This is a genomic window from Sutterella seckii, assembly GCF_009183815.1.
Lineage (GTDB): Bacteria > Pseudomonadota > Gammaproteobacteria > Burkholderiales > Burkholderiaceae_F > Sutterella > Sutterella seckii.
Genome location: NZ_WEHX01000006.1, coordinates 23,613 through 44,615 on the forward strand (window position 1 = coordinate 23,613; position 21,003 = coordinate 44,615).

General features: G+C 61.4%; 22 protein-coding genes. 16 read left to right on the forward strand and 6 right to left on the reverse strand.

Features of this window, described 5'->3' with window-relative positions; translation table 11 throughout:
- Positions 1-350 precede the first annotated feature (350 nt).
- From GBM95_RS12510 to GBM95_RS02340, 6 genes are all read left to right on the forward strand, one after another.
- Positions 351-623, forward strand: coding sequence for a twin-arginine translocation signal domain-containing protein (locus GBM95_RS12510; RefSeq protein WP_226963115.1), 273 nt, complete (start codon positions 351-353; stop codon positions 621-623).
- A 5-nt stretch (positions 624-628) separates the two neighbouring features.
- Positions 629-2,974 (forward strand): molybdopterin-containing oxidoreductase family protein, encoded by a 2,346-nt coding sequence (locus tag GBM95_RS02320; RefSeq protein WP_226963116.1) that lies wholly within the window; start codon positions 629-631, stop codon positions 2,972-2,974.
- Between the two features lie 17 nt (positions 2,975-2,991).
- The gene (locus tag GBM95_RS02325) at positions 2,992-3,576 is read left to right on the forward strand and encodes a 4Fe-4S dicluster domain-containing protein (protein WP_152157604.1); all 585 of its coding nucleotides are present in this window, start codon (positions 2,992-2,994) and stop codon (positions 3,574-3,576) included.
- The gene (gene nrfD / locus GBM95_RS02330; RefSeq protein ID WP_152157605.1) at positions 3,573-4,466 is read left to right on the forward strand and encodes an NrfD/PsrC family molybdoenzyme membrane anchor subunit; all 894 of its coding nucleotides are present in this window, start codon (positions 3,573-3,575) and stop codon (positions 4,464-4,466) included. The genes GBM95_RS02325 and nrfD overlap by 4 nt, the downstream gene beginning before the upstream one ends.
- A gap of 278 nt (positions 4,467-4,744) precedes the next feature.
- The gene (locus GBM95_RS02335) at positions 4,745-5,770 is read left to right on the forward strand and encodes a threonine aldolase family protein (protein WP_152157606.1); all 1,026 of its coding nucleotides are present in this window, start codon (positions 4,745-4,747) and stop codon (positions 5,768-5,770) included.
- Between the two features lie 207 nt (positions 5,771-5,977).
- Positions 5,978-6,352 (forward strand): hypothetical protein, encoded by a 375-nt coding sequence (locus tag GBM95_RS02340; RefSeq protein ID WP_152157607.1) that lies wholly within the window; start codon positions 5,978-5,980, stop codon positions 6,350-6,352.
- An 87-nt stretch (positions 6,353-6,439) separates the two neighbouring features.
- Here GBM95_RS02340 and GBM95_RS02345 read toward each other — a convergent pair whose 3' ends face one another.
- Positions 6,440-7,450, reverse strand: coding sequence for an asparaginase (locus GBM95_RS02345; protein WP_152157608.1), 1,011 nt, complete (start codon positions 7,448-7,450; stop codon positions 6,440-6,442).
- A gap of 426 nt (positions 7,451-7,876) precedes the next feature.
- Between GBM95_RS02345 and GBM95_RS02350 the strand changes: the two genes are divergently transcribed.
- Entirely contained in the window at positions 7,877-8,302 is a 426-nt protein-coding gene (locus GBM95_RS02350) for a copper resistance protein NlpE (RefSeq protein WP_152157609.1), read from the forward strand.
- 157 nt (positions 8,303-8,459) lie between these two features.
- The gene (locus tag GBM95_RS02355) at positions 8,460-8,936 is read left to right on the forward strand and encodes a hypothetical protein (protein WP_226963117.1); all 477 of its coding nucleotides are present in this window, start codon (positions 8,460-8,462) and stop codon (positions 8,934-8,936) included.
- 132 nt (positions 8,937-9,068) lie between these two features.
- Here the strand turns inward: GBM95_RS02355 and GBM95_RS02360 are convergent, their stop codons facing one another.
- Together GBM95_RS02360 and glnK are read right to left on the reverse strand one after the other, a co-directional pair.
- Complete coding sequence (locus tag GBM95_RS02360; protein ID WP_193222540.1) at positions 9,069-10,349, reverse strand: ammonium transporter; 1,281 nt, start codon at positions 10,347-10,349, stop codon at positions 9,069-9,071.
- A 71-nt stretch (positions 10,350-10,420) separates the two neighbouring features.
- Positions 10,421-10,759: a P-II family nitrogen regulator gene (gene glnK, locus GBM95_RS02365; protein WP_152157610.1), complete on the reverse strand. Its 339-nt coding sequence runs from the start codon at positions 10,757-10,759 to the stop codon at positions 10,421-10,423.
- 339 nt (positions 10,760-11,098) lie between these two features.
- On the opposite strand from glnK, the gene GBM95_RS12255 reads away from it, so the two are divergent.
- Positions 11,099-11,458 (forward strand): hypothetical protein, encoded by a 360-nt coding sequence (locus GBM95_RS12255; protein WP_193222541.1) that lies wholly within the window; start codon positions 11,099-11,101, stop codon positions 11,456-11,458.
- A gap of 53 nt (positions 11,459-11,511) precedes the next feature.
- On the forward strand, positions 11,512-13,098 hold the full coding sequence (locus GBM95_RS02375; protein WP_193222542.1) for an AAA family ATPase: 1,587 nt from the start codon (positions 11,512-11,514) through the stop codon (positions 13,096-13,098).
- 127 nt (positions 13,099-13,225) lie between these two features.
- Here GBM95_RS02375 and GBM95_RS02380 read toward each other — a convergent pair whose 3' ends face one another.
- On the reverse strand, positions 13,226-13,558 hold the full coding sequence (locus tag GBM95_RS02380) for a hypothetical protein (RefSeq protein WP_152157613.1): 333 nt from the start codon (positions 13,556-13,558) through the stop codon (positions 13,226-13,228).
- Positions 13,559-14,062: 504 nt separating this feature from the next.
- Between GBM95_RS02380 and GBM95_RS02385 the strand changes: the two genes are divergently transcribed.
- From GBM95_RS02385 to GBM95_RS02405, 5 genes are read left to right on the forward strand one after another with little or no spacing between them, the layout of a single operon-like run.
- Positions 14,063-14,725, forward strand: a complete 663-nt coding sequence (locus GBM95_RS02385) for a HyaD/HybD family hydrogenase maturation endopeptidase (protein WP_152157614.1) — start codon at positions 14,063-14,065, stop codon at positions 14,723-14,725.
- Positions 14,726-14,752: 27 nt separating this feature from the next.
- Positions 14,753-15,076, forward strand: a complete 324-nt coding sequence (locus GBM95_RS02390) for a HypC/HybG/HupF family hydrogenase formation chaperone (RefSeq protein ID WP_152157615.1) — start codon at positions 14,753-14,755, stop codon at positions 15,074-15,076.
- 44 nt (positions 15,077-15,120) lie between these two features.
- On the forward strand, positions 15,121-15,591 hold the full coding sequence (locus tag GBM95_RS02395) for a thioredoxin domain-containing protein (RefSeq protein ID WP_152157616.1): 471 nt from the start codon (positions 15,121-15,123) through the stop codon (positions 15,589-15,591).
- A 45-nt stretch (positions 15,592-15,636) separates the two neighbouring features.
- Complete coding sequence (locus GBM95_RS02400; protein WP_152157617.1) at positions 15,637-16,527, forward strand: hydrogenase expression/formation C-terminal domain-containing protein; 891 nt, start codon at positions 15,637-15,639, stop codon at positions 16,525-16,527.
- The gene (locus GBM95_RS02405) at positions 16,520-16,777 is read left to right on the forward strand and encodes a rubredoxin (RefSeq protein WP_152157618.1); all 258 of its coding nucleotides are present in this window, start codon (positions 16,520-16,522) and stop codon (positions 16,775-16,777) included. Before GBM95_RS02400 ends, GBM95_RS02405 begins: the two co-directional genes overlap by 8 nt.
- Here GBM95_RS02405 and GBM95_RS02410 read toward each other — a convergent pair.
- On the reverse strand, positions 16,771-17,214 hold the full coding sequence (locus tag GBM95_RS02410) for a hypothetical protein (protein WP_152157619.1): 444 nt from the start codon (positions 17,212-17,214) through the stop codon (positions 16,771-16,773). The two genes, GBM95_RS02405 and GBM95_RS02410, sit on opposite strands and share 7 nt — an antisense overlap.
- Before the next feature lie 267 nt (positions 17,215-17,481).
- On the opposite strand from GBM95_RS02410, the gene GBM95_RS02415 reads away from it, so the two are divergent.
- Entirely contained in the window at positions 17,482-18,321 is an 840-nt protein-coding gene (locus GBM95_RS02415) for a hypothetical protein (protein WP_152157620.1), read from the forward strand.
- 81 nt (positions 18,322-18,402) lie between these two features.
- On the opposite strand, the gene GBM95_RS02420 is transcribed toward GBM95_RS02415, so the two are convergent.
- Entirely contained in the window at positions 18,403-20,832 is a 2,430-nt protein-coding gene (locus tag GBM95_RS02420; protein ID WP_226963118.1) for a sulfatase-like hydrolase/transferase, read from the reverse strand.
- Positions 20,833-21,003: the final 171 nt, after the last annotated feature.

Below are 21,003 nucleotides of genomic sequence, written 5' to 3' on the forward strand. Positions count from 1 at the left end.
GTTCGATGTACTTCAAAAGTTCAGGAAAACTGAAGGCATTACGCTATTCATTGAATGAATAACGAATTCGAAAAACCGAGGGCTTACCCTGTAAGAGAAGAGGGCGGGGGTCTTTATCTTTGCCGTCAGCGGCAACTATACGAATTCATTAAGCATTAAGGCCGCGACCCTGAAAAAAAAATTGATTGGACAGATGTCTGCCAGGACCCCCGCAGATTCTCATTTAAAGTCCTGAGCGCGCTTCCGGGAAAGCTTCCTTCTGAAGACTTCCCCCCGTGATCCGTGCGTTCAGGACGGCTTCTGCTTTCTTTATTTATCTGGCGGCAATCTCTCCTCAAGAGGAGATTCTTATGACGAAGAACGTTGAGCCCTCCGCGGCCCGCGGTCCCGGTCTCTCCCGCCGCAGCTTCATCGGCGCCGCCGGTGCGGTCGGCGCGGCTGCAGGCACGGGAACGATCGGTGCGGCTGTCTGGACGGCTGCCGACGAAGCCATCGCGAAGGAAGTCGAGGCGTTGAAGGCCGAAGGCTGGGAAGCGCACCCGACCGCCTGCATGGTGTGCGGCGGCTACTGCGGCCTGCTCGCGCTTCACAAGAAGGGCGAGCCCGTTCCCAGGCGACCGTGAAGATCATGCCGAACCCCACGCATCCCCAGCGCGGCTGCTGCGCCCGCGGCGCGCAGGCGATGTGGGTGTGGAACCACCCGCAGCGCCTGAGAAAGCCCATGAAGCGCACGGGCGAGCGCGGCGAAGGGAAGTTCGAGGAGATCTCCTGGGATCAGGCGCTCACTGAAATTGCCGAGCGCGTGAAGAAGATCGTCGAGGAGCACGGCGAACGCGCGATCTCGATGACGTCGCACAATTTCTCGGGCCTTCAGCAGTGGCTTGCGGCCCCTCTCGGCACGCCCAACGTGATCAGTCATTCCTCCACCTGCAATTCCGCTTCCGTTGCCGGCCGCCGCATGGTCTTCGGCAAGGGCTTCGACGGCGCGGGCAAGGTCGAGCCCGACTACGAACGCTGCCGTCTGCTTCTCTGCGTGGGGCGCTCGCTCAACTGCGCCATGGGCGTGACTGCGGTCTTCGGCCGCGCGCGCGAAAAGGGCGCGAAGGTGATCTTCGTCGACCCGCGCATGCCTGAAAACGCCATGTCCTCGGGCGCTGAATGGGTTCCCATCCGCCCGGGCACGGACTCCGCGTTCCTCCTCTCGATGATCGGCGTCGGCATCACGGAAAAGCTCGTCGACTTCGAGTTCCTGCGCCGCTATACGAATGCGCCCTACCTCATTGAGGTCGGCACGCACCGTCCGATCGCCGCGAACGAACTGATCGAAGGCGCTTCGAAGGACTCCTTCGTCGTCATGAACCGCGCTTCCTCAGCCTTTGCGGCGATGGGGCTCGCGCGCGACCAGAAGGGCGCCGTCACGGGCTTCGACGAACCCGAAGGCGTCGACCCGGATCTCGACTATGCGGGCACCGTCCGCACGGTCGACGGCAGGGACCTCGCGGTTGAAACGGCCTTCGTGCGGTTCTCGAAGACCGCGATTGCCTGGACGCCCGAGAAGGCGTCGCTTACGACGGGGATTCCGTCCGAAACGATCGTTCGCATTGCGCGCGCCTTCTTCACCGAAGGCGGCGTCTGCGACGACGGCTGGTACGCCTCGAGAAACGGCAACGACACCCACGCCTATGCGCTCATGAGCATGATCAACCTCTTCACGGGGCAGATTGATCAGCCGGGCGGCTTCGTCGTCACCCAGGGCGGCGGCTTCAAGGGGCCGGGCGCCTCGCAGTCGGGCGGAAAGGGCAAGGGCCCGCACGGCGAATCCTGGAAGAACGCCGAAGGGAAGGCCCTCGACAAGGTCCTCTATCCGGAAGGCTCCGGCACCTATTCGGCCATCTTCAGCGCGATTGAGGAAGGAAAGCCCTATCCGATCCGCGCCGCCTTCATCACGGGTTCGACCATGTTCCACCGCGAGGCGAATTCGGACAGGATGGCGAGGGCCTTCAAGGCGCTCGACCTCATGGTCGTGCAGGACATCTTCCCGCACGAGGTGATCGACTACGCCGACTACGTGCTCCCCTCGACCTTCTTCCTCGAAGCCTACGAATACGGCGGCGTCAAGTGGGCTCTGAACGGCAACGTCCAGTTCTCGAACGCCGGGATCGAACCTCCTGAAGGGTGCGACGCGCGCGACGAGATCTGGCAGTTCTGCGAAATCCTGCGCCGCGCATTCCCCGAGCGCGCGAAGGAGCGCCTCGGCTACGACCACGAGATGAAGACCCGCGAGGAATTCAAGAAGTGGTACCGCGGCATGATGGACGGCGCCTGGGCGAAGTTCATCGCGAAGAAGAACAGCGACAAGGCGGGCGAAGGCGACCGCATCGATGCGGACGTGAAGGCCCGCGGCTGGTCGCAGGTCTCGGCGAAGAAGTTCGGCGTCTATCCGCAGAAGAAGCCCTTCGGCACCCCCACGGGCAAGGGCGAAATCATCTCCTTCCTCTTTGCCGGCAAATACGAAAAGAAGGGCGCTTCGGGACTTTCCGACTGGGTGATGCCTCCGGCCTACACCATCCCGAGACCGCGCTCGAACGAGTTCTATCTCGTCTCGGGCAAGGACAGCGCTTCGAATTCGGGCGTCTCCATGTGGACGTGGCCGACGAAGTTCCTCGGCGACCGCACGGTCTGGATGAACCCCGTCGACGCCGAACGCCTCGGCATCCGCACGGGCGACACCGTGGAGCTCACGAGTCTCGACACGGGCGTCAGGGGCCGCACGAAGGTGACGGTCACCAACCGCGTCGTTGCGGGCTCGCTCTTTGCCCACGGCTTCGCCGGCGGCGTGAGAACGAAGAGAAACCTCGGCGCCTATGAGTGGACGCGCGAAGGCATCAACTCGCACTGGTTCTGCACGGGCTACCGCGAACCGGTGACGGGTTCGCTCGCCAACAACTCCACCGTCCGCGTCGAACGCATCTAAGAGGGAGGCATCAGGCAATGACTCAATACAGCAAAAAGCTTGCGCATCTCTTTGATGCGACGCAGTGCGTCGGGTGCTCGGCCTGCATCGTGGCCTGCGCTCAGACGAACTATCCGGACATGCTCAACGACGAGAATACGGGCTGGAAGTCTCTTCCCTCGAACATTCGCGTCGTGAAGCTCGAGACGCTCCGTCGTCCGCAGCAGATCCTCGTGCAGTGCCAGCAGTGCGACGACGCGCCCTGCATCGGCGTCTGCCCCTTCGGCGCCAACTACCACGATCCGCTCACGGGCCAGGTGAAGACCGATCCCGAGCGCTGCGTGGGGTGCGGCTACTGCGTTACGGCGTGCCCGTACGACGTGCGCTGGCTCCATCCGAAGACGGGGCTTCCCGTCAAGTGCATGGGCGAAGGCTGCGAAAAGCTCGTCGCCCAGGGTCAGGACCCGGCATGCGTCGCCGCCTGCCCGGTTTCGGCGCGCGCCTTCGGCAACATCCAGGATCCGGAATCCGCCGTCTCGCAGCGCATCGCCCGCTCGCGCACTGAACGCCTTCTCCCGCAGAAAGGCACTAAGCCCAACTACTTCGTCGTGGTGCAGAAATGACTCCTGAATACATGGAACTTACCGCTCAGGCCGCCACGAGCCACTGGGCGTGGACGATTGCGTTCTTCCTCTGGTTCGTCGGCCTTTCGGGCATGGCGCTCTTTTTGAACATCTGGCTCAAGAGCCGCCGCGTCTTCGTGATCTCCGGCATTGCCGCGATCGCGGGCACGCTGCTCGTGCTTTCGCACCTGGGGCGCCTTCTCAACCTCCCGTTTGCGGCCTTTCACGCGCTCGTCAACTGGTCCTTCAACTTCACGAGCTGGATGTTCATCGGCATCTGCCTCCTCGCAGTGCTCTGCATCGCCGTGGTCGCTGAAGGCCTCATGATCTGGCTGGGCTCGAAGGAGGGCGGCAGCCGCTTCCTCGCCGACATCGCTGAAGGCGTGATGGTGCGCTGGTGCAACGGCATTCTGGGCGTTGCGGCCACGGCCTATTCCGGGTTCCTTCTCACCCAGGCCGCGGGCGTTCCGCTCTGGAATACCGCCGTGCTCCCGGTCCTCTGGATCTTCTCGGGCCTCGGCTGCGCCGTGGGTCTTGCTGAGCTCCTCGCCGCGGGCGGAAAGCTCGAGACGGGGCATCCCGGCTGGCTCGGCGGCACCGCCTGGGGCGTGCACCTGGGCGAAGCCTTCGTGATCTTCGCCTTCATCCAGTCGGCCTGGACGGGTACGCCCGGCGCCGCTGCGGGTGCGGAAAGCCTCCTCATGGGCGGGGCTTCCCTCATCTTCTGGGCGGGCGCCATCGGCCTCGGCATCGTGATGCCGATCCTTTGCACCTTCATGAAGGAGCACCGCTCGATGGTGATGCTCGGAGGCCTCTGCTCGATCATCGGCGCGCTCGCGCTTCGCGCCTCCGTTCTCTTTGCGGGCTACTTTGATCCGGTGATCTGGTAATCCGCACGAGGAAAGGGGGCCTGACGAGCTTTCCCTTCGGGGAACTTCAGGAAGCCTCACCGACAGACAAGCCCGGCCGCGGACGCTTCCGCTGCCGGGCTTCCCTTTACTGGAGACCGCATTTTTCTTTCGGGAACGCGTTTACGCGACTTTTCCGGGTTATTAAATGTGAGCAAAACGCACTGAATGATGAAAGTGGTGTTCCTATAATCGTTGTCCATCGGTGCGCCGCTTCTCCTGCGGCGCTTCCCGCTTTTATTCAATTGGAAATTTCGGCAATGATCCGTCTTGCTTGCGACTACCAGGAAGGCTGCCTTCCGGCGATTCTTGAACGTCTTCAGGAAACCAATCTTGTTCCGGCGCCGGGCTACGGCGAGGATGAGTTTTCCGAAAATGCCCGCCGCCTCATCCGTGAGGCCTGCCGGGCGCCGGAGGCCCGCGTCTTCTTCCTCGAAGGTGGCACGCAGACCAATTCCATCGCGATTCACGCGATTCTTGCCGGCTACGAAGGGGTTCTCTCCGCCGAGAGCGGGCATATTGCCGTTCATGAGGCGGGCGCAGTGGAAGCGCGCGGCCACAAGGTGATCACGCTCCCGCAGAAGGACGGAAAGATTTCCGCCGCGTCGATCGAAAAGTGGATGGAGGCGTTCCTTCGCGATACGAGCAAGGACCATGTCGTGCAGCCCGGGATGGTCTACATCTCGCAGCCGACGGAATTCGGCACGCTATACAGCCTTGCCGAGCTCGAAGACATTTCAGCCGTTTGCTGCCGCTACGGGCTGCCGCTCTTCATCGACGGCGCCCGCATGGCCTACGGCCTCGCCTCTGAAGCGAACGACGCCGGGCTTTCCGACATCGCGCGGCTCGCGGACGTCTTCTACATCGGCGGCACGAAGTGCGGCGCCCTCATCGGCGAAGCGCTCGTCGTCACGAATCCGGCCCTCATGAAGCATTTCTTCACGCTCCAGAAGCAGCAGGGCGCGGTGCTTGCCAAGGGGAGGCTCCTCGGCATCAATTTCGAGGTGCTCATGAGCGGGACTACCTACGTCGACGCCGGACGCCACGGCGTCGAGCTCGCGCAGAAAATCCGCGCGGCGCTCCTTGAAAAGGGCTACGAGCTCTATGTCGACTCCCGCACGAACCAGATCTTTGCCTGGCTCACTGATGAGGATCTGAAGCACATCGGCGAGAAGGCGGCCATCTCCATCTGGGAGCGCCGCGACGACGGGAAGACTCTCTGCCGTTTCTGCACGAGCTGGGCGACCCGCGAAGAGGACGTCGACGCCGTGATCGCGCTCCTCTGATCCGGAGAAAGGCGGCGCGAAGCATCAGCAATTGTTTCCGATTCTGTCCTTAAGGTTCGCGTGAGGTGCGCGGCGTAAGGTATGAGTCATCAGGAGGAACTTTGCGAAGCTTCCCGCCGCTTCAAGTGAGCTTGCTTGGTCGCAGCTGAGCCGCGGAAGTTCGACGGGTTCCTCATTTCATTCCCCGTTTTCCCCAGGCCCTCTGCCATGTCCTTCTCCAAAGTCCTTTTCGCCGCTCTTTTTTCCGTCAGTCTTGCTGCGGGCGCCGCTGAGACCGCGCACAAGGACACGGGGCTTGAAGGGCACTGGTCGGGCGTCCTCCTCTCTCAGGCAGAGGAAGCCGCGGACGCGGAACTTTCGCTCGACCATTACGGCTGCTACGCGCTTTCCGTCAAGAAGGACCGCGGCATTGAAACGGGCTTCTTCGAGGTGAAGAACGGCCGCGTGCTTCTCAAGAATTCGGGCGGCGTCGTCAATCGCGAGTTTGAGGTCGGAAAAGACGGCAAGCTCCATCTCCTCGACGCCGAAGGGAAGCCCCTTGTGATGGCTGCCGAGAACTGCTGCTCGCTCTACAAGGACTGAGCAGGGGATTTTTCGCGGAAAACCAAAAACGCCGGTACTGACTTTTGATCGTCAGCCGGCGTTTTTCTTATTTCCGGAGGCTCTTCATCAGAAGCGCTCGAACGCTTCCTTCATCTTCTCCGGATTCCATCCGAAGGTGACGAGCGCGAGCATGGCGAGAATGCGCGCCTTCTGGGGCGAAAGCGTCCCCGAGGGGATGTAGCCGCGCTCCTGCCACTCGGCAAGCCCCGGGGTCACGCATCCGCCCGGCACCCGGCTTGCCCGGATGATGAAGACGCCGCGTTCGGCGGCTTCGGCGAGCGCCTTTTCGGTTTCGGCATGAATGGAGCCGTTTCCGGTGCCGGCATGGACGATGGCTTCGGCGCCCGCTTCAACGGCGGCGCGCACGAGCATGCCGTCGTCGTCCGCGTGCGAGTAGAGGATGTCGACGCGCGGGAGGCGCTTCGGGTGCGAGTAGGTTTCAAGTCTGAAGGGCGTCTCGGCGCCGAAAGGCTTCTCCGGTCGGCCGAGCCAGACGACGGCGTCGCCAGAGACGATCCCGAAGGGACCCTCTGCGAGTCCGCCGAAGGCGGCGGCATTCGTGGGGTTCACCTTCATGGCGGCGCGCGCGCCGTAAATCACGTCGTTGAGGGCAACGAGCACGCCGCGGCCGCGGGCTTCGGGGTCGACGGCGATGCGCACGGCGTTGTAGAGGTTGAGGGGGCCGTCGGCGGAAAGCGCGGTCGAAGGACGCATGGCGCCCGTGAAGACGACGGGCTTCGCGGTCTTCATCGTGAGGTGCGTGAACCAGGCGGTTTCCTCCATCGTGTCGGTGCCGTGCGTGACGACGATGCCGTCAATTTCCGGATCCGCGTCGGCTTCCGCAACGGCGCGGCCGAGATCCTTCCAGACGGCGCTCGTCATCGACATGGAGTCGATGCGGGCGACTTCACGGACGTCAATGCGGGCGACATCGGCGAGGCCGGGAACAGCCGCGAGAAGCGCATCAACGCTGAAGTCCTTGAGGCGGTAGCCCGTCATCTGGCTTGCGCTCTCGCCCGAGGAAACAATCGTGCCGCCGCAGGTGAGGAGGCGGACTTTGGGTAGCTTTTCAGTCATGGTGGAATCCAATGGAAGCGGTGTCGTTTCAGTGGATTCTATCGATTGATGCGCCGGATGCAAAAAGAGCGCCGGTTTCCCGGCGCTCTCCCTGCGGAGTCGGATCTGTCGCGCAAGGCAGATCAGGCTCCTTTTGACCTCGAACTAGATACTACGGGAAAGTCGGGCGATTGCGTATCGTATTTATGCGTAGGTGGTTTTACTAATTCTTCTTTCGCCAATGTGCAGGATCCTTCGCTGAAGACAGCAGGGATTTCGTTAACTCCAAGAAAAACAATAGACTATTTGCTCTCATGCAGGGTATGCCGTCGGGAATCGTTACATTTTGGACGCCGCTTCGAACCATCGCTCTCCCTATGATGGGGATAGGTTTCGTGCAAGGATTGTCCTGCCGTTTACATTTCTCTTCCTTCGCTGGATGCCGTCATGCCGCTTTCATTGATCCGTCCTTTCGCCATTTGCGCAGCGCTCGCGCTTTCGCTTTCCGGGTGCACTGCGCCTTCAAACGGTGCAAAAGAGGCGGCTTCGCCCCAGGCCGGAGCAGCATCTGAAGTTGCGGGCGTCTATGAAGGCATGCTTCCGTGCGCGGACTGCGAAGGAATCCGCACGGCGCTCTATCTGAGGGCGTCGGGCACCTATACGCGCGTTTCGCACTATCTTGGGACGGACGGCGCCTTCGATGAAGGCGGAAAGTGGTCCTTTGAGGGCGGAAAGCTCCGCTTTGATTCCGCGGCGCCCGGGGAGGGCCCCTGGTATGCGCTTCCGATTCCGAATGGCGTGAGGCTCCTCGACCGTGAGGGGAAGCCCGTCGAGGGCGTCCTCGCGCCGATGTACGACCTCATGCGCCCGTGAGCGGCTTTTCTCTTCTCTCCTTCAGAATTCCCTTAAGCCGCGATTCCTAGAATTGGGATACGAAAACATCCGCTGCCTTCAGACGACCGGAACCCGGGAATGACCGGGGCTGCCGTTCCGGGGCGGCGTCTTAATCCATTCAAGGAAGCGCAATACCGTGGCTCGTGATACTTCTCTTCGACTTCTTGGAATTTCGTCAGCTTTGATTCTTGCCGGCATGCTCGCCGGCTGCGGCACGACCGGCACGTCCGGAACCGGGGTTCTTTCCTCTTCCTCCGCTGAAATCGAGGCGCCCGCACCCGTGCAGACCCCCAACGTGATGCTCGTGAGAAAAACCGTTCTTCCGTACGACGAGACGATTCCGCTTGAAACCGCCTTCGAGCAGTACGGCGCCTGCACGCCGAAGAGCCGTCTCTGGGAAGAGGTTGAGGCCGGAGACGTGCAGTTCTCCTGCAGGCTCGACGACGGCACGGTGATCCAGTTCGACTTCCGGATTGATCGTCAGCAGAAGGCGGCGCTCCGCATGGTGACCTTCACCTCCATGAACGATGCCGAATATGCGGGCATCAGCGTGCGCGGCCCGGATGCGGACGACATGCTGAAGAAAATCTACATGAACGAGCCGCTTTTCTGACCGGCTTTTCCCTGAAGGCCGCCCCGGCGGCCCCGCGCTCTCTCCCTTCAGAGAAGGCGCTCAGCAAAAATCCCGGATCCGGCGCCTGCCGAACCCGGGATTTTTTATGCGGTTGACCGAAAGATCAGGGCGCTACTCAATGCGCTCGCCGTGCGAGGCAAGGTCGAGGCCCGAGAGCTCGTCGTCGGTCGAAACGCGCAGACCCATGGTCTTCTTGATGATGAAGAGGATCACGAAGCTCATGACGCCGCCGTAGACGAGGGTCGCGACGACGGAGAGAGCCTGGATGCCGACCTGGGTCCACATGGCGGGCAGTTCAGAGCCCGTAACAGCGCTCGAGGCAAAGAAGCCCGTGAGGATGGCGCCGAGGATCCCGCCCACGCCGTGAACGCCGAAGGCGTCGAGCGAATCGTCGTAGCCGAGCTTTGCCTTCACGACCGCAACCATGAAGAAGCAGACGACGCCGGCAAGGAGGCCGATGAAGAGTGCGGGAGCCGGCTCAACGAAGCCCGACCCCGGGGTGATGGCAACGAGGCCTGCGACGGCGCCCGAAATCATGCCGAGGAGCGAGGGCTTGCCGCGGGTCTTCCATTCCGTGAACATCCAGGCCACGGCGCCGGCAGCGGCCGCGATCTGCGTCACGATGATCGCCATCACGGCGCGTTCATTGGCTGCAAGGCCCGAGCCGCCGTTGAAGCCCATCCAGCCGAACCAGAGGAGCGAGGCGCCGATGACGGCGAGCGCGAGGTTCGCGGGAGCAAGGTGCTGCTGACCCCAGCCGCGGCGGGGACCGACCATCAGGCAGGCAACGAGGCCCGCAATGCCGGCGTTGATGTGGACGACGGTGCCGCCCGCATAGTCAAGCGCGCCCATTTTGAAGAAGAATCCGTCCGAAGCCCAGACCCAGTGGCAGATGGGTGCGTAGACGAGAAGGCTCCAGGCGGCCATGAAGATGAGGAGGGAGGAGAACTTCATGCGGCCGGCGATCGAACCCGTGATGAGCGCGGGCGTGAGGATCGCGAAGGTCATCTGGAAGAAGACGAAGAGGAGCTCCGGAATCGTGCCCGAGAGCGTATTGATGCCGATGCCCGAGAGGAAGGCCTTCGAAAGCCCGCCCACAAAGGAGCTCCCTTCCGAGAAGGCGAGGGAATAGCCGACGAAGTACCAGAGGAGCGTGATGATGCCGCAGATCGCGACCGACTGCGCGAGCGTCGAGAGAATGTTCTTCTTTCTCACCATGCCGGCATAAAAGAGCGCAATGCCCGGGATGGTCATGAGGAGGACGAGGAGCCCCGAGACCATGACCCAGGCGGTGTCGGCTTTGTCGAGCGCCGGGGCGTCAGCTGCGAATCCCGGGGCGCTCATGAGTGCAAGGAGCCCCGCGAAAGGGATGTATTTGATGTAGGCGTGCATTTTTTGTACTCCGTCTTTGGGAGTTTTTTTGATACTGGGGGTTTAAGAACCGCTCTGAAGCTTCCGGGGCGTCAGATGGCGGCTTCTCCCGTTTCGCCGGTGCGGATGCGGACGACCTGTTCAAGGGGCGTCACGAAAATCTTTCCGTCTCCGACCTTGCCCGTGCGGGCGGCGGCAATGACCGTTTCGATCACGTCGTCGAGCATGTCGTCCGTGACCGCAACGTCGATGCGGGTCTTGGGAAGAAAGTCGACGACGTATTCAGCGCCGCGGTAGAGCTCCGTGTGGCCGCGCTGCCGGCCGAAGCCCTTCACTTCCGTGACGGTGAGGCCGTGAACGCCGGCGTCGGAGAGGGCTTCCCGGACGTCGTCGAGCTTGAAGGGCTTGATGATGATGGTGACAAGCTTCATGAGTGTTTCTCCATGGGACGGAAGAAGAATTTCTTTCGTCGCTCAAAAACTCTGAAGCAAGATTTGTGCCAAAAGCGCTCTGCCAGGTGAGCTTCTCTCGGGCGGACAAGGATGTCGAGTCGTCGGAATGTTATTCACCGGCTGCAATGCAAAAGCATTATGCGTACGGCATTGCCTTCTGCGGAAAGCAGTGCAAAGTGGGCGGCGGCAAGCTGCGGGAAGTTCAGGCGACGGCCTTCGAGACCGGCTTTCCCGGTCGAGAGGGCTTGAGCTCGGGCGCGTCATGCGGCATCCGCTAAAATCGGGTGCATTGCAACCATTGAGCGGAGCGTCTGCGCCATGACCGGGAACGTCAAAGACAATAAGAAGGAAGAAGGAGTGCCGGAGGAGCCGCTCCTCGACAGCCGGGGATGGCCTCTCATCCGTCTTACCAAGGTCTTTCCCTGCATGAGCAATTCGGACATCGCCGCGAGGGCGCACTTCTTCGCGGGCCTCCGGGCGCTTTCCGAAGCCGACTACATGGCCGGAAAGGGCATGACGGTCGAAACAATCGTGCGCGAGGATCCGCGCTACGGTCCGAAGGACGTGGTCTACAGCATCGGCGGCGAACCCCGCAAGGAGAGGAGCTATGCCGAAATGGAAGCGGAGCTCGTGAAGGCCGTTCGGGCGTCGCATGCTGCCTACGCCAGGGCCAAATAGTCGCCAGGTCTTTGACTGGGCTGACGTCGCGCGAGGAAACCGGAATGCATCCCTTGCCGCTCTGTACAAGCGATTTCCCGGCGCTTCGGCGCAACGGCATGATCTATGCCGATAAAACGGATCTGATCCACGCGTTGGCGGCAGGACGATCCTGGATTTATCTTGCACGGCCGAGATGCTTCGGCAAATCGCTCCTCGTTTCCGCATTTCAGTCGCTTTTCAGCGAGGGGCTAGAGCATTTTTCCGGGCTCGCCATCGAAAAGCTCTGGACGGATCGGCAGTACAACGTTGTGCGGCTTGACTTTTCCCGACTGCGGCTCTTTGAGAACTCTGTTCAGTTTGACCGGAACTTTCAGAGCGTGCTGATCTCGGCTTTTGCGCCGCTGGGATTTGAGTTCAGGAATGTCCCGGAAAGGATTGCATTTTTCGAGCACTTCCGGTCATGGCTTATGATGCTGCCGCCCGATTCACTGGTGCTCCTGATTGACGGCTGCGATGCGCCGCTCGCCGCGCATCTCGATGATGGTCGGGTTCTTGAGGTTGTACGCCGGCACTTGAACGATTTCTATGCGGCACTCCGGTCCGCAGAACATTGTCTGCGGTTTTTCTTCATGACCGGGGTTGCTTCATTCATGAATGCAGGCATTTTCCCGGCGCTCAGCGGTATCACGGACATTACCCGGGATCCCAAATACAGCAGCCTTCTCGGCCTGACGGAAGAGGAGCTTGCGTTCTATTTTGACGACCATCTCACCCGGGCGGAAAAGGAGCTCCGGATCAATCGGGACGAGCTTCTGCAACGATTGCGGACCTGCTACGGCGGCTACTCTTTTGAGAGCGAGGCGCGGCGTCGCGTCTTTTGCCCGCGACCGGTTCTCAATTTTCTGAATGCCCCGGAAGAAGGCTTTCTCAACTACTGGTTCGAGAGCGGCGGAAAGCCGAAGGTTTTATTGAATTTCCTTAAAAAACACAATGCCGGGGATCCTTTCTTCTTCAATAAGACGCATCAGATCCGCTTCTCGGAACTTACGTCCGCGCGCGATTTGCAGACGATCGGCATTGAAGCGCTCCTCACCCAGACCGGGTACCTGACGATCCGGTCTCACCTGAGCGATGGCCGGATTAAGCTCGGCTGGCCGAACAAGGAAGTGGAGCTTTCGATGGCCGCGCTTTATTCGGATGAGCTTCTCGGCGGGGAAATTCTTGATCCTCCGGGCATTCCGATGCTCTCCGAACTCATCGAATTCGGGACGCTCGACGACATCGCAAGGCGATTCAATGACGGCTTCCAATTCGTCGACAGTCGGAAGTTCCCGATTGCGACGGAAGCCGCCTGCCGCGCCTCAATTGAGCTTTTTCTGAAGGGAGCGGCTCAAATGCCGGACGTTGAAAGCCGGACTGCACCCGGGCAAAACGGCATCGAGGTGCGCGCCGGACACCGGTACTGGATTTTTGAATTCAAATTCGCCGCCGAGCCGCAAGAGATCCAGAAGCTCCTCGAAAGAGGCAAAGAGGAGATGCTGAGCCGCCCGTACGGAGAGGATTCGGTGAAGCGAGAGCTCCGTCGGGCAGTCCTTGTTTTCAACGCCGAGACCCGGCGCTTCGAGAAGTGGCTCGAAGTGGACGCGGGCGGCGACTGAACCGGCAGGCCGTTTAGCGGCAGCTGATGCGGAGCGGAATCGCTTTCCTCAAAGCGTTTCCTCAGCACTGAGAAAAAAGCCGGAAGATGTTTTGAATCTTCCGGCTCGTCTGCTGGCGATTTTGGCTTTAGATCCTTTCAGCGAAGAATTTTTCTGCAGGAATGCCGCCGAAGGGCGACTCGTTGGCTGCGTCCCGGATTTTCTCCGGCGTGCTTTCGCGCATGCAGAGGTCGAGGACCTGTCTCAGCCAGACGCTTCCGCCGAGCGTTCTGAAGAAAGTCTTCTGTTCAGCCGTCAGGCGAATGACGACCATTTTGTCGAGGGCCTTTTCGCCAAGCGGTTTGCGGCCGGCGCCCTGACGAACGCCGCCCCAGCCGTCATGACTGGAGGCCTTTCTCTTGGCAAGGGGTTTGCACGGCTTGATGGGGCTTGGTGCGGATTGTGTTTTCTTACCCGGCATGGTGGTTCCTCCTTCTAAGGACGGATTGCCATTGCTCAGTTCCACTGTATGGCGCTTTCAAGCGTTTTGCAACTCGATTCGGTATAAACAGGCAAAAATCAGGGTTTCTTCTCAGGGAAGGACGATCCTTTATCATCATTCGCGTACTTCTCTTGACTTTTCTGGTAAACAATGTGAGAGTGCAGTGGGTCGACCGAGACCGAAGAGGGAATTTGAAAAAACAGTAGCCAATCTTTTACCGATAGTTTTGTATATTTTTGGAGTACTGCTTTTCATTCCCGGAGCCTCTGCTCTGATGACCGGCCGGACTATGCCCAAAAGCGGAGCGCATTATTCCATAGGGAGTGCTTCCGGAGGCTTAACGGTGGGCCTTTCGGAGAATGGCGGCTTATGAGCCTCACTCGATATAGTTGAGATCAGCATAAGAAGAGTCTCCGGCAGCATCCGCACCCCAATTTCTTGAAGAGAAAGATGCCGGCTGGAACACTCTCAGGGAGGAAATTCATGAATACACAGGAACTCTCGCCGGGGCGCTATGCCCGCGACGTGCTGCTCCTCGGCATCGGCAACATCCTCTGGGCGGACGAAGGGTTCGGCCCCAGGGCGGCCGAGGCCTTCAACAGCCGCTTCCGGCTGCCTGAGGGCGCGGAAGTCATGGACGGCGGAACGCTCGGCGGCTGGCTCGTGAACGAGATCTGCTCGACGAAGCGCATTCTCGTTTTCGACTGCTGCGATCTGAAGGCCGCTCCGGGGACGCTTCGCGTTCTGAGAAAGGACGACATCCGCATCTGGAGCTCAACCAAGATCTCGCCCCACCAGACGGGCTTCAATGATCTCCTCGCGACGGCGGCGCTCATGGGCTCGAGCCCCGAGGACATCGCCGTCGTGGGCATTCAGCCGGAGCTCCTTGACGACTACGGCGGAAGCCTCACCGAAACGGTGAAGGCGCGCATTCCCGAGGCCCTTGAAGCCGCCCGCGGCATTCTTTCCGAGTGGGGATTCCCGCCCGTCGAGAGAACGCCGGGCGAGCGCGTGCCGCCGCTCTCCTTTCAGAGCCTTTCAATCGACGCCTATGAGTCCGGGCGCCCCGACGAGGCCGAGGCCTGCCGGACCGGGGACGAGCGGTTTCTGGTTCGTCCCGCGGGTCATGCGTCCGACCCCTCATAAGGATCGGTTTTCGGGAGAACACCTCAAATGTGCATTGCTTTGCCCATGAAAATCGTCGCGCTCGAGGAAATGAAGGCGCGGTGCGAGCGAAAGGGAAGCGAAGTCGTCGTCGACATTTCCATGATCGACCCGCCGAAGCCGGGCGACTGGCTTCTCGTCTTTCAGGACCGCGCCATCCGGGCGATTGATGAGGCGGAAGCCTCTGAAATTGAAGCCGCGCTCAAGGCGACGGCGCTCGCCATGGCGGGCGAAGCCGACGAGGCGGCGATCCGCGCGGGCTTCGGCGACTTGATCGACCGCGAACCCGAGCTCCCCGAACATCTGCGCAGGCTGGTTCCGGGAAGAAGCTGATCCCGCAATCGCTTCAATCCTCAATTAAGAAAAGAATTTCAAGCATGTCCAAATTCACGCGAATTGCGGAAATCGATCCGCAGACGAACCCGCTCTTTCAGCGCATGCGCGGGGAAGAGGGATTCAGAACGCTCTCCGAAGTCTCGCTCGAGGGCTTTCTTGCCGAGCCGGGGCTCAAATTCGTGATTTTTGCCGATGACCCGAATACCCGGAAGGAAACGATGGACATCGTCGTGATCGGTCCGGAAATCCGCCGCAGCATGGGGAGCATCGTTCAAAGCGCCTGGTGCACGGATGTCGCGGAAGGAAGGGCTCTCGCCGCCCGCTGGGGCGTGAGAAAGCTTCCCGCGCTCGCGCTCTTTCGCGGCAATGTCTATCTCGGCGCCGCCGAAGGGCTCGACTCCTGGGACGGGTACCTCGCGAAGCTCGCCGGGATTGCGGCGCGCACCGAGGCGCCGAAGCGCTCCGTCGCGATTCTCCCGAGGAACGCGGCCGAAGAGAGCGCCTGCTGCTGACCGATTTTCGCAGAAGAATTCAAAACCTATTCGGACAAGATAGAGATGAGCCTTCAGACTTATTCCGCCGCCGACGTGGCGCGCCGGTGGCAGAACGCCCCGGAACTCGACCCGGAAACGGAGCGCAGGGCGGCGCTCGCAACCATCGACTTCCTTGCCGACGTCCGCGGGAAGCTTTCGCAGCATCTGGACGACATGGCGAAGGGCAATGCCGCCGAAGACGGCTCCGACCTTCATGCCGTCTGGGATTTTTCGGGCTTCGACCCGAAGCATCTCGACTTCCTCCTCCCCACGATCGGCGAGGGCGAGGTGAAGATCCTTCTCTTCAACGGCGAAGCGCGCGCAGCCGACACTGGCGTTCCCGGCCTCTGGCGCGTTCAGGCGGGGGACGAAGGCCACGCCGCCAACTCCTTCGTATTGGGACGCCTTCCCCGCACGGTGCTCGTCGTCTCGGAACGGGGCGAAACGGAAGTCCCGAAGCTCGTGAATCCGAGCGCCGACGTTTTTGCCGCCCCGGCGATCCTTGAGGAACTCGGGCACGAATTGAAGGAAGAAACTGCCTCGGGCAGAATCGAAAAGCTTTCGGACGACCCCGCATTCATGGTGGAGCTCCAGCGCCAGCCCTTGTCGCCCGGCGACATGACGGCGCTCCTTTCGACCCTCGGCACGGGCGACATTGAAGTGGAGCTTCAGGGGTTTGCGCACTCTCGCTTCACGCGCACGCGGGTGAAGAACCTCTGGCGCAGCCGCATCATCAATAATTCCGGGAAAACGCTTCTCGACGCCTTCGTGATCGCGCGCGTGCCGCCCGAGGTGCCGGTGTCGGCCGAGGAATTCCCGGAAGCGGTGAGAAAGTGCACGGATCTCATTGAATGGATCCGCCACGACCTTGAGCGCGGCACGATCGGCGGCAGAAGGGAGGCGTCGCATGCCTGAGGAAAATTCCGGGCGCTTTACGAAGGGCTCTGAGATCGAGGCGCTCCTCGACCGGCTCGCCGCCGAGCGCGTTCCGCCCGATGCCCGCATGCAGTGCAAGGTCTGCTGGTACGTCTACGACCCGGCCGAAGGCTGTCCCGAGGAGAATATTCTTCCGGGAACGCCCTTCAGGGACCTTCCCGACGAATTCGTGTGCCCCGACTGCGGGCATCCGAAGTCGGCCTTCATTCCGGCCGACGAGGATCATTGACGAAAGAAGTTGTCCGACGGGGGCGGGAGGCAGAGCAGCCCGACCCCGGCGACGATGAAGAGCACGGGGTGAACCCAGGCGCCGGCGCAGGCGAGCGTGAGAATGAGGCGGCTGTCGATGAAGATCCCGAGATTGAAGATCCCGAGGAGCTTTTCGAAGATGACGCCGTTCAGCATGAGTACGTCGGCGTAGACGCAGGCGATGACGACGAGAAGCGTCGTCGCGAGCACCGCGGAAAAGAGGCGCCTGACGCGGTCGACGGGATTGAAGATTCTTCCCGAGGCGAAGAGTCCGATCATCATCAGAAGACCCGCCGCTGCCGGAAGCGCGCACCAGAGGAAGTCCGTGCCGGAGACGCGGGCGGAAAGCGTCCAGAGGCTCATGCTCCAGAAGAGGAGCGTGCAGAGAATCAGAAGAAAGGTAAGTGCACGGCGCATGTGCTTATGGTCCCCGGGTGCCGTTGAGGTCCGCGCAGATCGGGCGCGGAGAATCGTCCACTACATTTTATCTGCCGCCCGATCGGGCGGAATCCCGGATAAAGAAATATGACAAAAGAATCGCGGGAGGCCTCCCTTGCGGTCTTGAAAAAGGTTCTTCCTCAGGAAATCTGCAGAGGCGAATCTCCTCCTCGCCGCGGTAGTATCGAATCTGTCCGGCAAATGCGGGCTTTAAGAATGCACTATTAAAGGCAGGGGAAAGAAGACATGTTCAAATGGCTGAAGGAGAAGCTGAAAGGGCCTTTGGCGGATGCGCCGAGGGAATCCTCGCCTGAGCAGCCGGTCGACGAGCGGCTCCTCGAAATTCTTGAAAAACTTCCGGCCGACGGACTCCCGCGATGGCCGGCAGCGGTGGCGGCCTTTGAGGCGCTCCCTGCCGAGCGGCTCGACGACCCGCTCTACGCGAAGAATCTCCTCCGGGCGCTTTTCGCCGCGCTCTCGCACATTGACGCCCCTGTGCGCCAGACAATGGCGCTCGCGCAGATTGCGCTCAACCATTTCCCGCGGATCGCGGCGGCAGTGAGGCAGTCGGATGCTCACGGCCAGCGCGCGCTCCTTCCCCTTGCGGAGGGACTCCTTGCGCTTCGCACCGGACAGTTCGACCTTGCTTTCCGCCTGATCGCCCGCGCCAACCTCGAGCGCCGGATTTCGGACGCCTGGGCGGAAGGGAACGCCCTTGAGGCCGCGCCCGACTATCTCGTGACGGCAGTGTCCCTTGCCGCGCAGACGCTGATTGACCTTAAAAACCCGGATCTGCGCTACTGGGGAACGGTCGCGGAGGCGCTCCCCGAAGATCCCAAGGCCGTGCTTGAACCCGAGAGCTTCCTCATGGCCGTGGGCGACCTCGTCCTTGAAATCCATCGTGCGGCAGCGGAAGCCGTGACGCTTGACGCAAAGGAGCGGCTTGAGATTCTCGGCAAAGCCGACGCCCGCTACGAGCTTCTCTTCAGGCGTCTTCATCCGCAGGCGGAAGACTGCCGGAGAATGTTCCGGCGCGTTGAGAAGATGTTCGGGATTCTTGCCGAGGACAAGGATCTTCGCGCCTGAAGCGTGTGATTTTGTCTATTCCTCAGAATCAAAGAGGCGCTCCGGGATGCCCGCAGCGTCTCTTTGCCGTCCCTCATTTCGTTACCGGCTTCTGCCCGAGAAGTCGTATTCGGGCCGCAGGGTGGAGCTTTCGATGCCGAGGATCCCGAGGACGCTCGACCAGAGATTATCGTGCGAAAGCGCTTCCTTCGAGCGCGCGAGAATGTACTGGGGATTGAGGTCGAAGGTCCGGGCAAAGCCGTCGTTCATCCAGAGAATCATCGGCACCTGCGTCTGGTCCGAGGGCGCCATCCACCAGGGGGCGCCGTGGAGGTAGAGCCCCGATTCGCCAAGCGACTCCCCGTGATCCGACACGTAGAGGAGCGCCGAGTCCATGCGGGGCGAGCTCGCTTCGAGGCGCCGGATGAGGCCCGCGAGCACGCGGTCGGTTTCGCGGATCGAATTGTCGTAGGCATTGACGACTTCCTCGCGCGAGCAGCTCCCGAGGTCGGCGTTCCGGCATTCGGGTTCGAAGGCCTTGACGGCTTCCGGAGAACGCTCTGAATAGGCGGGCCCGTGGGAGCCGATCATATGGAGAAAGAGCACCGTCGGGCGGTCGGCGGGGAGCTTCGGGATTTCGCGGCTGAGCTCTCTGAGGAGCACGTCGTCGTTCCTGCACTTCCCCTCAGGACACGAGGCCTCGCGCGTCGGAACGCCCTCGCAGGTCCCCTTGCAGCCCGACTGATTGTCGATCCAGAGCACGTTCATGCCGGCGCGTTCGAGAAGCTTCGGGAGCGACTCCTCGTGAAGAATCCGGTCGCGGTCGTAGCTGCTCCTCCCGATGCGGCTCATCATGCAGGGGAGCGACACGTCGGTCGAGGTCCCGCAGGCCGTGACCTTCGGGAAGTTGATGAGCTTGATTTTCGAGAGCTCCGGCGTCGTATCGCGGGCGTAGCCGTTCAAGCCCCAGTTGGCGGCGCGCGCCGTCTCGCCCACGACAAAGACGAAGAGCGTCGGCCGGCGAACCTGCACTGTGGCCTTCGGACTGGGGTCGGTCACGAGACGCACGCGCTTCGCGTCGGGAGACTCGTCCGCGGCAAAGGTGCGGATCGTTGAATAGACGACATTGACGGGCGCGATCTGGTAGCGGAGCGTCTTGTCGTTTCTCATGGCGCTCGAGAAGGCCTGAAAGTTGAGGGCAATGACCAGAACGCCGGCGAAAGCGCAGAGGAGCGCTCCGCCGAGGCGGAGCCCCAGGCGCTTCATAAGCGCTCGTTTTCCGGACCCTAGGCTGAGAAGAGGCGGCACCTGTCCCCTGAGAGAGAGCCAGAGGGGCGGAATCAGCACCCAGAGGAAGACGAAGACCGGCCGCGCTCCCAGATATCCCGCCGATTCGGCCGGGTCGGTCGCGAGGAAGTTCCTCACCATGTCCGGGGTCATGGCCGTGCCGTAAAGGAATGCGGCGGCAAAGGAGAGGGCCCCGAGGACGTTGAGAAGAACGAGGAGAGTCCTGAAGATTGCCCGGGGGAGGAGCGAGAGGAGCGCCGCGAGCCCTGCGCCCACGAATGCGAAGGCGATGCCGGATGAGAGTGCGAGCGCGATGGAGGAGAGCGTCGCCGTGCCCTGCGGGGCGAGGAGCTTCATGAGCATCGGGGCATCAAAGACGAACGCCCACCAAAGCCCGAGTCCGAGGAGGAGAAGAGGAAAGCCGGGGCGGAATGATTCCTTCCCCGTGAATCCCGCGCCGATCGTGCTTCCCGTTCGTTCCGATCCCCGGAGGACCCGGAGAACGGCGCTCGCGAACCCGCGGCGGTAGAAAAAGAGGGCGTAGAGCGCCGCTGAAATCAGCCAGTCGATCAGAAAGGCGTCGACGACGTGCGAAAGAAAGTGCGCGCCCGCGAGCATGCGTCCGATTCCGGCCGTGAGTCCGAGGATGATCGCTGCCGCGAGGGCAAGGACTGAAAGCTTCCTCGGGAACCCGCGCAGCATGAAGAAAACGGGGAGGAGACAGAAGCCGCTTCCCGCCGCGCCCGAGGGCCAGCAGACGCCCGGGCGGAAGCCGAGGGAGAGGGTCGGGTTCGTGATTTCGGCGCTCCCACCGAATTCCGCGATGCTCCAGGGGCAGCTCACGCCCGTTGTTTTCTTGAGCCACCAGACGGCGAGCACGCAGAGCGCCCCTGCGAGGAGCGCATAAAGAATCCGTCCCCGCATGAGACGGTCCCAGGCGTTTGCGGCGGATGGAGAGGTCCGTTCCCGGACGAAGCTTCGGATCAGCGCGAGGAGAAGGAGCGCATAAGCGGCGATCGACGCGAACTTCGGGAGCTTGTGGAGCCAGAATTCCGTCTGATCGGTATTGAACCACTCTCCATCGAAGTTCTTCCAGATGAGGCGCTGGAGGGAAAGATCGAGCGCATGCGGCGGATTGAGGAAAAGCCAGATGAGGAGCCCTGCCGGAATGAGGAACCAGAAGAGGATTTCGAGCGGTGAAAGCGGGCGGCTTTCGGCCTGCGGGGGAAGGTCTCTGACGCGCATTTCAGGAAAAATCCATGTATACGAATAATCTTGCAATTATCCGGATGCCGCGTCAAAAGTGCGTCAAAGCGCGTGATCCGCCTCAATGGTTTCGAGCCTCACTTTGTGAGGATTTGTTGAGGAAGGCTTTCCCGATACACTTCTTATTGCTGTTTTTACTTGAGAAGGTTC

Bases quoted from the DNA above. Each gene is read 5' to 3' on its own strand.
- GBM95_RS12510 (WP_226963115.1), top strand. From the start codon at position 351: ATGACGAAGAACGTTGAGCCCTCCGCGGCCCGCGGTCCCGGTCTCTCC.
- GBM95_RS02320 (WP_226963116.1), top strand. From the start codon at position 629: ATGCCGAACCCCACGCATCCCCAGCGCGGCTGCTGCGCCCGCGGCGCG.
- GBM95_RS02325 (WP_152157604.1), top strand. From the start codon at position 2,992: ATGACTCAATACAGCAAAAAGCTTGCGCATCTCTTTGATGCGACGCAG.
- nrfD (WP_152157605.1), top strand. From the start codon at position 3,573: ATGACTCCTGAATACATGGAACTTACCGCTCAGGCCGCCACGAGCCAC.
- GBM95_RS02335 (WP_152157606.1), top strand. From the start codon at position 4,745: ATGATCCGTCTTGCTTGCGACTACCAGGAAGGCTGCCTTCCGGCGATT.
- GBM95_RS02340 (WP_152157607.1), top strand. From the start codon at position 5,978: ATGTCCTTCTCCAAAGTCCTTTTCGCCGCTCTTTTTTCCGTCAGTCTT.
- GBM95_RS02345 (WP_152157608.1), bottom strand. From the start codon at position 7,450: ATGACTGAAAAGCTACCCAAAGTCCGCCTCCTCACCTGCGGCGGCACG.
- GBM95_RS02350 (WP_152157609.1), top strand. From the start codon at position 7,877: ATGCCGCTTTCATTGATCCGTCCTTTCGCCATTTGCGCAGCGCTCGCG.
- GBM95_RS02360 (WP_193222540.1), bottom strand. From the start codon at position 10,349: ATGCACGCCTACATCAAATACATCCCTTTCGCGGGGCTCCTTGCACTC.
- glnK (WP_152157610.1), bottom strand. From the start codon at position 10,759: ATGAAGCTTGTCACCATCATCATCAAGCCCTTCAAGCTCGACGACGTC.
- GBM95_RS12255 (WP_193222541.1), top strand. From the start codon at position 11,099: ATGACCGGGAACGTCAAAGACAATAAGAAGGAAGAAGGAGTGCCGGAG.
- GBM95_RS02380 (WP_152157613.1), bottom strand. From the start codon at position 13,558: ATGCCGGGTAAGAAAACACAATCCGCACCAAGCCCCATCAAGCCGTGC.
- GBM95_RS02385 (WP_152157614.1), top strand. From the start codon at position 14,063: ATGAATACACAGGAACTCTCGCCGGGGCGCTATGCCCGCGACGTGCTG.
- GBM95_RS02390 (WP_152157615.1), top strand. From the start codon at position 14,753: ATGTGCATTGCTTTGCCCATGAAAATCGTCGCGCTCGAGGAAATGAAG.
- GBM95_RS02395 (WP_152157616.1), top strand. From the start codon at position 15,121: ATGTCCAAATTCACGCGAATTGCGGAAATCGATCCGCAGACGAACCCG.
- GBM95_RS02400 (WP_152157617.1), top strand. From the start codon at position 15,637: ATGAGCCTTCAGACTTATTCCGCCGCCGACGTGGCGCGCCGGTGGCAG.
- GBM95_RS02405 (WP_152157618.1), top strand. From the start codon at position 16,520: ATGCCTGAGGAAAATTCCGGGCGCTTTACGAAGGGCTCTGAGATCGAG.
- GBM95_RS02410 (WP_152157619.1), bottom strand. From the start codon at position 17,214: ATGCGCCGTGCACTTACCTTTCTTCTGATTCTCTGCACGCTCCTCTTC.
- GBM95_RS02415 (WP_152157620.1), top strand. From the start codon at position 17,482: ATGTTCAAATGGCTGAAGGAGAAGCTGAAAGGGCCTTTGGCGGATGCG.
- GBM95_RS02420 (WP_226963118.1), bottom strand. From the start codon at position 20,832: ATGCGCGTCAGAGACCTTCCCCCGCAGGCCGAAAGCCGCCCGCTTTCA.